Genomic DNA, 10,188 nt, shown 5'->3' with positions numbered 1-10,188 from the left:
ATCTATTTGTTGCTGAGTAAAATCTTGCGCTAATACAGAAATTGGGCACAGTGCGGCAACGACCGCCATGGCTAATGGCAGCATTTTTACATTATTCATAATTATCTCGCTGGTAATAATTTATATATTAAGATAATAACCATCCCGCCCCGATTAATATAAGGGGTGAGCTAGGGGATGACGTTTATATATTAACGTTGGTATAAGTGAATAATTTCCTGTGAAAACTCGCGAGCCAGCAGCGAATTCATCAGATGGTCCTGCGCGTGGACCATAATCAGCGTCATCGGCTGGCGCGCCTCGCCCGCATCCTGCTCGATAAGCTGGGTCTGCATCTGGTGCGCCCGGCGGGCGTAGCCGTCGGCTTCATTAAGGAGCAGTTTAGCTTCATCAATATTACCGTGGCGGGCAGCATGAATCGCTTCGAAACATAATGAGCGTGACTGTCCCGCATTCACGATAATTTCCATTACCGCATCTTCTAATTCAATCATAATAGTTCCTGAGATCATTAACTTTATTATTTAAAGCGTACGGCGAAAGTCCCTTTTCCGCATAATTCCTGATGACGGTGTTATTTTTATCGGACGCTCCGGGAAATACAGCTAAGAGCGTATTTCCCGACTATTACTGACTGACTGTTTCAGCAACCGGAACGGCAGCTTTGGCTTTTTCGACTTCAGTTTTCATTAATGAGCGTTCATAGGCGCGGAGGAATGGCAGGTAAATGACGGCTGACATCACCATGCAAATGACGCACATCACCACCGGGCTCAGGGTCCAGTTGGCGGCCCAGGAGGCGCCGATAGGGGCTGGCGTGGTCCACGGCGTCAGCGAGACCACCTGCGTCAGCCAGCCGAGACGGGTTGCGCCGTAGGCCAGCACCGCGTTGATCATCGGCACGAACACGAACGGGATAAACATCATCGGGTTCATGATAATCGGCGCCCCGAACAGAATCGGTTCGTTAATGTTGAAGAAGCTTGGCACGATGCCCATTTTGCCGATGGTCCGCAGGTGCGCCACGCGGCTGCGCAGCAGCAGGAATGCCAGCGGAAGCGTCGAGCCCACGCCACCAATCAGCAGATAGTGGTCCCAGAAGCCCTGCAGATAAACGTGCGGTAGCGCGGCGCCAGCGGCCAGTGCCGCCTGGTTTGCCGACAGGTTCGCCATCCAGAACGGGTTCATAATCCCGGTCACAATCAGCGAGCCGTGGATCCCGGCGAACCAGAAAATCTGGCACATCAGCACGGAGAGCAGGATTGCCGGCAGGGAGTCGGAGGCCGACACCAGCGGCTCCAGCAGATGCATAATCGCCTGCGGCAGGATCATACCGGTCTGCGCTTCGATAAACAGGTTCAGCGGATGCAGCGTCCCGATCACCACCAGTACCGGGATCAGGATTTCGAACGAGCGCGCGACGCCGGTGGGCACCTCTTTCGGCAGGCGGATAGTAATATTATTCTGCTTCAGCCATGCGTAAACGCGGGTGGAGTAGATGGCGGTAATTAAGGCGGTGAAGATCCCCTGGCCTGACAGATACTGGGTGGAAATTTTGCCGTCAGCGTAGGGTGCTGCGACCAGCAGGAAGGCCATAAAGGCCAGCAGGCCGGACATCACCGGGTCGAGCTGAAACTGGCGGCCGAGGCTGGCGCCAATGCCGACGGAAATAAAGAAGGTCATGACCCCCATGCTCAGGTTAAACGGCAGCATCAGCTGCTCACGATACTGCTGTGAGAAATCCAGCCAGCCGCGGGCAAAACCGTTGGTGGTGTCGGGTGAAAAAGGCGGAAAGATAAATACCAGCATGAAAGAGCCGATGATCATAAACGGCAATGCGGCAGTGAAGCCATCGCGGATGGCGATAACGTATTTCTGCTGCCCAAGGCGTCCTGCCAGCGGAGTAATAGATTGCTCGATCACGGCAATCATGGACTGATACAGAGAACTCATTTGCACACCTCTTAATGCGCCGCTGCTATCAGCGACAGAGCATAATCCAGGACGTTATCTCCCCGCTGCATTCCGTAGTCCATGGCGTTTATCGGCTGGACCGGAATATTCAGGGAAGCGGCTTTCTCAGATAATGTTTTCAGCATGTATTTTACCTGGGGTCCGAGCAGAACCACCTGGTATTGTGGAAACTGCATGTCAAATTCGGAAACGCCGTAGGCGTCTATCTGCACAGGCAGGTTACGTTCCTTCGCCTCATCGACCATCTTCCTGACCAGCAGACTGGTGGACATCCCCGCAGAGCAGCACAGCATAATCTTGTACATCGACACTCATCCTCAATATGTAAAAAGTTATTGCGTGGATGATTTGATATCAGACGGAAACCGGTTTCCATTTATAAAAAACAGAACTGTGATAACCGTCAAGATCTACCGTGTACGGGGCTGATTAATTAGATTCGGCTCACATAATTCCGTGGTTTTTGCGATGATTTTCCATGAAACGGAAAATCGGTTTCCAAATAAAAAAGGAAACGGATATACTGCCGTTGGTTACTATTGAAGCGATTCAGGTCTAAAGATTTACAGGGATCGGCCCGACCCTGTCAGGGGAGAAAGATGTCTACAATCAACGATGTATCACGGTTAGCTGGCGTCTCAAAGGCCACAGTTTCACGCGTGCTGAGCGGCTCTCGCGGCGTCAAAGAGGCCAGTCGTCAGGCGGTACTGCAGGCGGCGGAAGAGCTCAATTACCGGCCAAATATGATTGCCCAATCATTGTTCAGCCAGAGCACGGGCTGCATCGGGGTGATTTGCGCCCAGGATAATATCAATCAAACCACCAGCTATCTGTATGCCCTGGAAAAACAGCTGAGTCAGCATCAAAAGCATCTGCTGCTGCGCTTCGCCAACACCCGCGACGGGGTGATGAACTCGCTCGAAGAGCTCAGCTGCGGCCTGTGCGACGATATCCTGATTATCGGCGCCCGCTTCCCGCTGAATATTGACCGGCCGGACGTGGCGCTGATTGACTGCCTCGAGAGCGAAGGGGCGAACAGCATTCAGTTTGACCACGCTTTTGCCGCGGAAACTGCCTGTAACTATTTGATTAGCCAGGGGCGACGCCAGATTGCGCTCATCCATCCCGAGGGAAGCGGCTTTGCCGATCAGGTGCTGCTGGGCTACAAGCATGCGCTGGAGAAAAATTTCCTGCCGTTTAATCGCAACCTGGTATTCCTCGACAGCACTTCGCCGTCGGTGGCGGTACAGGAGCTGGTGAGCAACGCGACAACGTTGAACTTCAATGCGCTGCTGGTTGCGGACGAGCAGCAGGCGCAGCGGGTTGTCCCGCAGCTGCAGGCGTTCAGCCGCGCGGTGCCGGAAAAGGTGATGGTCTTTAGCCTGGCCGGCTCGCTACAGCTGCCGGGTATTCCGACCATTCCGGCGATTGAGTACTCGATGGATGTGATGGCGATGCGGATCGTCAGCTGGCTGACGGAAAAGACGCAAATGCTGGGCGGCAGCATGCTGCGCGGGGATCTTATTATTCCGAAAATCTAAGCTGGCCCGCGCGCGGGCGCACACAGCCGCGGGGCCATGATGAAGTCAAAAAAATACCTGCCAGTGGCGTAACTGACAGGTATTTTTATTTGCGCGGCGGGCGGCCTGCTGGCCGCGTCGCAGGCGCGATCACTGCGCCGGGCAGGTAATCTTGTCGATCGCCGCCTGGTAGTTCTTCTGGTTATTACGCTCTTTTGCCAGGGTTGCCTCACGCACGTAGGTTTGATTCTCTTTCGAGGCGAGAACCTTATTGGCAAAGTCGTTATCGCTAAGCGTTGCCGCCGGGGTGCATTTTTCCTTCACCGCTTTTAATACCAGCTGTTTTTGCTGCTCGAACTGCAGGCTTTGTAGCGGCGATTCGGCCCACGCGGCCGAGGCGCTGAGGGCGCTGACCAGGCACAACATCCAACACGCTTTCATGGCGCTTCTCCTTCAAGGGTGATACCAAACTATATGCGTAGTGCGCAAAACACGCAAATCATCTGGATTATAAATTGTTTAAAATCAGTAAATTGCTTTTCTATGCTGCCCGAACGCGCCGCCGTGAATCCAAGGCTATCAGCACCACCGATGACAGGATCAGCAGCGTGCCGAGCCAGTCCGGCAGCGTAAAGGTGATGCCCAGCAGCAGCAAAGAGAGCAGGGCGCTGCTCAGCGGCTCGGCGCAGCTGAGGATCCCCGCCTTCGCGCCGCCAATCATCTGCGCGCCGTTCAGATAAAGGCTGAAGGTCAGCGAAGTGCCGATCACCACCAGATAAAAGAAGGCCAGCAGCAGGGGGCCGTTGACCACAAAGTTGCTGCCCTGGCCGCCGTAGAACGGCAGCAGCATCGCCCCGCCGAGCAGCATGCTCCAGCCGACGATCGGCAGGGTGCCGTAGCGGGCGATAAGCGTTGACGGATAGGTGGTGTAGAAGGCGGCGGCAAAGGCCGAAGCCACCCCCCAGAAGAGCGCCGCGGGTGAAATAGAGAGCGTTGTCGGGTTGCCGTGGGTCACCAGCAGAAACGTGCCAGCCAGCGAAGTGCCGATCGCCGCCAGCACCAGCGGGCGAGGGCGCGTTTTGCGGGCCAGCGCGAACCAGGCGACGATAATCGTCGGCGACAGGAACTGCAGCACCGTCGCGGTCGCGGCGTTTGATTTTTCGATGGTCATCAGGAAGGTGTACTGCACGGTCAGCGCGCCAAACAGCGAGAAAATCAGCAGGCTGACGGCATCTTTGCGGTTTTGCAGGACGCGGAAAATTTTATCGCCGTGGACGAAAGAGAGCATCAGCAGAATCAGGCCGGCGAACAGCAGGCGCGTCATGGTCAGAAACGGTGATGACATCTGGCTTTGCTGCATAATGTACTGCGCGCAGACGCCGGAACTCCCCCATAGCACGGCGGCTATAAGTACATTCAGCATCCCTTTTTTACTGGAGCCCATCTTTCCCTCAGGTGGTATATCGCGAAAAGGGAATCATAGCATGGGCGCGTTCGGACGGCGGGGAAGGAAATGGTAGTCGCCGTCCGCATAAGTGCGGCGCAGATCGGGGAACGGCCGGCCAGGCACCCCCTGACCAGCGCTGAGCCTTAGCTCAAATCAACGTTCTTACTGCCGAACAGCCAGGTCAGCGCAAAGCCGCACAGGTAAGAGACGGCCAACCCCGCCGCGTAGACCGCCATCCCGGCGTAGATGCCGCTGCCGGAGGTCATCAGCGGCAGCGCCACCAGGCCGGAGGGCCCAAAGACCGTATTCAGCCCCACCGGCAGGCCCAGCCACGCGATCAGGCCGAGGAAGAAGCCACCGCAGGCGCCGCCGATACAGGCGGTGATAAACGGCTTCATCCGCGGCAGGGTGACGCCATAGATCAGCGGTTCGCCGATACCCAGAAAGCCGGGAATAATCGCCCCTTTGATCTGGGTGCGCAGCAGCGAGCCGTGCTTTGCCCGCCAGTAGAGGGCCAGCGCGGCGCCCACCTGCCCAGCGCCGGCCATCGCCAGGATCGGGAACAGCGAGTTAAAGCCCTGCGCATCCACCAGCGCGAAATAGACCGGGACAAAGCCCTGATGGACGCCGAACATCACCGCCAGCAGGAACAGCCCCGCCAGCACCGCCGAACCGAACGGGTTACCGTTGAGGTGCAGGAACAGCCACGACATTCCGGTAAACAGCCAGCCGCCAATCGGCATGATCACCGTAAAGGTGACCGCGCCCATAATCAGCAGCGTGACCGCCGAGGTGAGGATCATATCGAGGTTGGCCGGCATGAAACGCCGCACCTGTCTTTCCACCCATGCGCCGATAATCGAGGCGATCAGCACGCCGATAATATTGCCGCGCGGGTCGATGCCGTGGCCGAAGAAGGTGGTGATCCCGGCGTAAAATCCGCTGGTCGCTTCGGGGTTGTAGCCGAGAACGAACAGCGAGGCGATAATCGCCCCGTTGACCCCGGAGCCGCCAAACGCCTTCTGGGCGTTATAGCCGATTAAGATACTCAGGAAGGTAAACATCCCTTTGCTGAAGATCTTCATATAGCCGATCAGCGCTACCAGGCTGGCGTTAGGGTGCGCATTCTCCAGGACGAAGATTTGTTCTGCCAGGGTAGCAAAGCCGAGCAGCAGGCCGACGGCGATAAAGCCGGGGATCAGCGGCGTAAAAATGGTGGCGAATTTGGCGAGAAACTTCTGTACCCCGCCGGTTTGCTTGCTCTTCAGCGCCTGTTTCTTCTCGGCGGCGACCTCCGCCAGCGACGGGGCGTCCTGCGGCGCATCCTCCAGCATGGCGTTCATCATTTCCGCCGCGGTTTGCGCTTTGCCCGGGCCAAGCACGACCTGAAACTGCTCATCGCTGACGATAACCCCCATCACGCCTTCAACCTGACGGATTGCGGCGCTATCGGCCAGCGCTTCGTCGCGCAGCGTCAGGCGCAGGCGGGTCATACAGTTACCGGCCTGCGCCACGTTTCCGGCTCCGCCGACGTGGGTAAGGATCCGCGCTATCATCTCTTTATTTATTTTTGCCATTGCAGTTTACCTGTCTGTTGGCGCTCAGGCGTTGCCCAGCGCTTTGCGGATATAGCCGCTATTTTTGGCCAGCAGCGACTGCGCTTCTTCGGCGCTAAGATCGGCAAGCACCATCACAATGGCCGTTTTGCAGTGACGGCCGCAGGCGTCCAGCGCGCGCTGGGCGGCGTCGCGATCGCACTCGGTTGCCTCCATGACGATGGAGATCTGACGCTCGATAAGCTTCGCGTTGGTGGCCTCAACGTCAACCATCAGATTGCTGTAGACCTTGCCGACGCGAATCATTGCCCCGGTCGAAATCATATTCAGAACCAGCTTTTGCGCGGTGCCTGCCTTCAGGCGGGTTGAGCCGGTCACCACTTCCGGGCCGACGACCGGAGTGATAGCGACGTCCGCCAGCCGGGCCATCTCGCCGTGCGGATTGCAGCTGACGATAGCGACAAACGCGTTCTGGCTGTGGGCATACTCCATTGCGCCGATGACGTACGGCGTCCGTCCGCTGGCGGCGAGGCCAACCAGCACGTCGCGGTTGCTGAAATTGAGGTTCTGCAGGTCCATTGCGCCCTGCGCCTTGTTGTCTTCGACGTTTTCCACCGCGCTGAGGATGGCTTTATGCCCGCCGGCGATAATCCCGACCACCTGCTCCGGACGCGTGCCGAAGGTTGGCGGACATTCGCTGGCGTCGAGGATCCCCAGGCGACCGGAGGTGCCCGCGCCGATATAAATCAGGCGTCCGCCCGCCTGCAGCGCGGTGGCGACCTTATCGACAACCTGAGCGATCTGCGGCAAATAGGGGGTAATTGCCTCGGCCACCAGCCTGTCTTCCTGGTTAATCACCGTCAGCATTTCAACGGTAGACAGGGTGTCAATATTGGCGCTATTGGCGTTGCGCCGTTCGGTCAGCAGTTTGCTCAGGTCGATACTCATAACAAAACCTCATTATTCACAGTGGCGGGTATTCTAAGGAATTAATTATTCCATTCATGTGAAGGTTATCACGATTAGCGCACGGCAGATAATAAGATATTTGTAGGTATGGCGGGGGATTGTGCGGTAATAAAACTGGAATATTTTATTACCGCAGGCTGGGCTAGCGTAGCGCAGCGGGGGGTTTCAGGCTCAGCAGCAGGGCCAGAAAATAGCTTATCGCCATGGCCAGGCTCATTTTCAACATGGTTTCACCGCCGAGTCCGGCGAGCGGCGCGGCGATGCCGCCAAAGACAAACATCAGCGTACCTAACAGCGCGGACGCGGTGCCCGACTGCCCGGCATCAACGGCGTTCATCGCTTCGGCCCCGGCCACGGTGCTGATGCCGCTCATAAACGACACGGTGAAGAACAGGCCGATCAGCGCCGGCAGCGGCAGCTTCAGCCAGGCAAACAGCAGCATGCCGGCGGCGCACAGCACCGCCAGCATCAGACCCGTGCGCAGCAGGGACTCGGCCGAAAAGCGGCGCGTCAGGCGGGAGAAGATAAGCGCGGCAATAATCAGCCCAATCCCGTTCAGGCCGAACAGCAGGCTGAACTGCATGGCGCTCATGGCAAATTCACTCTGCATCACGAAGGACGACGAGCCGATATAGGAGAACAGGCCGGCCATCATAAAGGCCTGAATCAGGCAGTAGCGCATAAAGCGGCGATTTTTCAGCACCGGCGAGCCGCCCGCTTTACGCGAGGTCGCGGCGCTTTTCGGCGGCAGGGTTTCGTGGAGGATCGCCAGGCTTAACAGCAGCAGTACGCCGCCGATCGCCGCCATCGCCCAGAACAGAATGCGCCAGTCGAAGGCGGTGATAATGTAGCCGCCAAGCACTGGCGACAGAACCGGCGCAATGCCGTTGACGGTCATCAGCAGGGCAAAAAACTGCGTCAGCAGCGCGCCCTGGTAGCGGTCGCGGGCAATCGAACGCGACAGCACCGAGCCGCCCGCGCCGGCAAAGCCCTGCAAAAAGCGCCAGAGAATCAGCAGATGGATATCCTGGGTCAGGGCGCACATCGCCGAGGAGACGATAAACAGCAGCAGCGAGAGGATCAGCGGCCTGCGGCGGCCGATGCGGTCGCTGAGCGGGCCAAAAAACAGCTGGCCGAGGCCCAGCCCGAGCAGCGCGGCGGTCAGCGAGAGCTGGGTTTGCGTGCTGGTGGCGTTCAGCTGGCGGGTGATATCCGGCAGCGCCGGCAGGTAGAAGTCGGTACAGAGCGGGCCGATGCCCGAGAGCAGCCCGAGAATAACAACCCAGGAGAGAGAAATACGCGGCATAGCAGGTCCTTATGAGGATACCGGGCCCTGCGGCCCGGCGGGAGCAGATCAGCTGGCGCCGCCTCCCAGCGACTGCCAGAGCGTAATGCGGTTTTGCAGATCGGTTTGCTGGAGGGTAATCAGCGTGGCCTGCGCCGACCACAGCGTGCGCTGCGCGGTCAGCACCGACAGATAGTTGCCGATCCCTGCCTGATAGCTGCGGGTGGCGATATCCAGCGATTTCTGCTCGGCGGCGACGTACTGCTGCTGGGCATCCAGCTGCTCGCCCAGCGTTTCCCGGCGCGCCAGGGCGTCGGCGACGTCTTTGAACGCGCTCTGAATACTTTTCTCGTAGGTGGCGATTAGCCCCTTTTTCTCCGCTTCGGCATAGCGAAGCTGCGCCAGGTTGCTGCCGCCGGTAAACAGCGGCAGGCTGATTGACGGCGCGAACGACCACACCTGCATCCCGTGGCTGAACAGCGAAGAGAGCGAATCGCTGCCGACCCCGGCGCTGGCGGTGAGCGAAATGCTCGGGAAGAAGTTGGCGCGCGCGGCGCCAATATCGGCGTTGGCGCTCTTGAGGTTGTGCTCGGCCTCCTGAATATCCGGGCGGCGCAGCAGGACTGACGAAGAGACGCCGGCGGGGATCAGGGCGATGTTGCTATCACCGAGGCTTTGCAGCGTGCCGGGCAGCAGGCTCTCAGGGACGCTTTCGCCGGCCAGCAGGTTGAGCGCGTTTTTATCCTGCGCGACCTGGGTTCGATAGCTGGCGACGCTGGCGCGCGCCTGCTGGTAAACCGCTTCGGCATCGCTGAGATCGCTGGCCGCAGCGGTGCCGACCGCCATCTGGCGGGCGACGATTTTGCGCGAGCTGTCGGCGCTGGCCATGGTTTCTTCGGCCAGCGCCAGGCTGCTGTTGTCCGCCGCGAGGGTGATCCACGCGGTAGTCAGGTCGGCTATCATCGTCAGCCGCGTATTCTGAGCGGTAAATTCGCTGGCGAGCCAGGTTTCCCGCGCCGCGCGGGTCAGGCTCTGGTTTTTGCCGAACAGATCCAGCTCGAAGCTGGAGACCGCCCCGTCGGCTTCCGCCGATGAGGTGAGGCCGCTGGCCACCGTTTTGCTGCGGGTATGGCTCAGCTCGGCGTCAACGGTGGGGAACAGCGAAGCGCGGGTTTCGCCAAACTGGGCGCGGGCGGCTTCGATATCGGCCAGCGCTTTTTGCACGTCGCGGTTGCTGTTCAGCGCGATGGTCACCACCTTTTTGAGCCGCGCGTCGTTCACCACCTGCTGCCACTGGCTGACGACCGTCGTCGCTTCGCCGTGGGCGCCGGGCAGCGTGGCGGGCACCGGCGCCGCCGGACGCTCGTAGTGCGGGTCAAGGGAGACGCAGCCTGCGCTCAGGAGCGCGATAAAAACTAACGTAAAACGAAACATAAC

General features: G+C 58.7%; 10 protein-coding genes and 1 pseudogene. 1 reads left to right on the top strand and 10 read right to left on the bottom strand.

Annotated features, from left to right (window positions below; translation table 11 throughout):
- The 4 genes and pseudogenes from RTE01_RS15700 to RTE01_RS15685 form a co-directional block, all read right to left on the bottom strand.
- A pseudogene (locus tag RTE01_RS15700) lies at positions 1 to 99 on the bottom strand (carbohydrate porin); the annotation flags it as partial.
- A gap of 92 nt (positions 100 to 191) precedes the next feature.
- Positions 192 to 494 carry a PTS lactose/cellobiose transporter subunit IIA gene (locus RTE01_RS15695; protein WP_041143296.1) on the bottom strand — a complete coding sequence of 101 codons (303 nt, stop codon included), beginning with the start codon at positions 492 to 494 and terminating at the stop codon, positions 192 to 194.
- A 133-nt stretch (positions 495 to 627) separates the two neighbouring features.
- Positions 628 to 1,953 carry a PTS sugar transporter subunit IIC gene (locus RTE01_RS15690; RefSeq protein ID WP_041143295.1) on the bottom strand — a complete coding sequence of 442 codons (1,326 nt, stop codon included), beginning with the start codon at positions 1,951 to 1,953 and terminating at the stop codon, positions 628 to 630.
- 11 nt (positions 1,954 to 1,964) lie between these two features.
- The gene (locus RTE01_RS15685) at positions 1,965 to 2,279 is read right to left on the bottom strand and encodes a PTS sugar transporter subunit IIB (RefSeq protein ID WP_041143294.1); all 315 of its coding nucleotides are present in this window, start codon (positions 2,277 to 2,279) and stop codon (positions 1,965 to 1,967) included.
- 294 nt (positions 2,280 to 2,573) lie between these two features.
- Between RTE01_RS15685 and RTE01_RS15680 the strand changes: the two genes are divergently transcribed.
- The gene (locus RTE01_RS15680) at positions 2,574 to 3,515 is read left to right on the top strand and encodes a LacI family DNA-binding transcriptional regulator (protein ID WP_041143293.1); all 942 of its coding nucleotides are present in this window, start codon (positions 2,574 to 2,576) and stop codon (positions 3,513 to 3,515) included.
- Between the two features lie 129 nt (positions 3,516 to 3,644).
- Here the strand turns inward: RTE01_RS15680 and RTE01_RS15675 are convergent, their stop codons facing one another.
- The 6 genes from RTE01_RS15675 to RTE01_RS15650 all read right to left on the bottom strand — a co-directional run bounded on the left by RTE01_RS15675 (position 3,645) and on the right by RTE01_RS15650 (position 10,185).
- A complete protein-coding gene (locus RTE01_RS15675) occupies positions 3,645 to 3,935 on the bottom strand; it encodes a YicS family protein (RefSeq protein ID WP_041143292.1) in 291 nt (96 codons plus the stop codon).
- Positions 3,936 to 4,035: 100 nt separating this feature from the next.
- On the bottom strand, positions 4,036 to 4,938 hold the full coding sequence (locus RTE01_RS15670; RefSeq protein WP_167691000.1) for an EamA family transporter: 903 nt from the start codon (positions 4,936 to 4,938) through the stop codon (positions 4,036 to 4,038).
- Positions 4,939 to 5,084: 146 nt separating this feature from the next.
- Entirely contained in the window at positions 5,085 to 6,518 is a 1,434-nt protein-coding gene (murP, locus tag RTE01_RS15665; protein ID WP_141335156.1) for a PTS N-acetylmuramic acid transporter subunit IIBC, read from the bottom strand.
- 24 nt (positions 6,519 to 6,542) lie between these two features.
- The gene (gene murQ, locus RTE01_RS15660) at positions 6,543 to 7,445 is read right to left on the bottom strand and encodes an N-acetylmuramic acid 6-phosphate etherase (RefSeq protein WP_041143289.1); all 903 of its coding nucleotides are present in this window, start codon (positions 7,443 to 7,445) and stop codon (positions 6,543 to 6,545) included.
- A gap of 163 nt (positions 7,446 to 7,608) precedes the next feature.
- Positions 7,609 to 8,772 carry a multidrug effflux MFS transporter gene (locus RTE01_RS15655; RefSeq protein WP_134528231.1) on the bottom strand — a complete coding sequence of 388 codons (1,164 nt, stop codon included), beginning with the start codon at positions 8,770 to 8,772 and terminating at the stop codon, positions 7,609 to 7,611.
- A 48-nt stretch (positions 8,773 to 8,820) separates the two neighbouring features.
- Complete coding sequence (locus RTE01_RS15650) at positions 8,821 to 10,185, bottom strand: efflux transporter outer membrane subunit (protein WP_134528228.1); 1,365 nt, start codon at positions 10,183 to 10,185, stop codon at positions 8,821 to 8,823.
- Between the last annotated feature and the right edge of the window lie 3 nt (positions 10,186 to 10,188).

Origin of the sequence: Klebsiella terrigena, assembly GCF_006539725.1 — a bacterium.
Classification (GTDB): Bacteria; Pseudomonadota; Gammaproteobacteria; order Enterobacterales; family Enterobacteriaceae; genus Klebsiella; species Klebsiella terrigena.
This window is presented reverse-complemented; position numbering and strand designations above follow the sequence as displayed.

What these genes read in the sequence shown, in the direction of transcription:
- RTE01_RS15655 (WP_134528231.1), bottom strand. Translation starts at nt 8,772, where the DNA reads ATGCCGCGTATTTCTCTCTCCTGGGTTGTTATTCTCGGGCTGCTCTCG.
- murP (WP_141335156.1), bottom strand. Translation starts at nt 6,518, where the DNA reads ATGGCAAAAATAAATAAAGAGATGATAGCGCGGATCCTTACCCACGTC.
- RTE01_RS15680 (WP_041143293.1), top strand. Translation starts at nt 2,574, where the DNA reads ATGTCTACAATCAACGATGTATCACGGTTAGCTGGCGTCTCAAAGGCC.
- RTE01_RS15675 (WP_041143292.1), bottom strand. Translation starts at nt 3,935, where the DNA reads ATGAAAGCGTGTTGGATGTTGTGCCTGGTCAGCGCCCTCAGCGCCTCG.
- murQ (WP_041143289.1), bottom strand. Translation starts at nt 7,445, where the DNA reads ATGAGTATCGACCTGAGCAAACTGCTGACCGAACGGCGCAACGCCAAT.
- RTE01_RS15685 (WP_041143294.1), bottom strand. Translation starts at nt 2,279, where the DNA reads ATGTACAAGATTATGCTGTGCTGCTCTGCGGGGATGTCCACCAGTCTG.
- RTE01_RS15670 (WP_167691000.1), bottom strand. Translation starts at nt 4,938, where the DNA reads ATGGGCTCCAGTAAAAAAGGGATGCTGAATGTACTTATAGCCGCCGTG.
- RTE01_RS15695 (WP_041143296.1), bottom strand. Translation starts at nt 494, where the DNA reads ATGATTGAATTAGAAGATGCGGTAATGGAAATTATCGTGAATGCGGGA.
- RTE01_RS15690 (WP_041143295.1), bottom strand. Translation starts at nt 1,953, where the DNA reads ATGAGTTCTCTGTATCAGTCCATGATTGCCGTGATCGAGCAATCTATT.
- RTE01_RS15650 (WP_134528228.1), bottom strand. Translation starts at nt 10,185, where the DNA reads ATGTTTCGTTTTACGTTAGTTTTTATCGCGCTCCTGAGCGCAGGCTGC.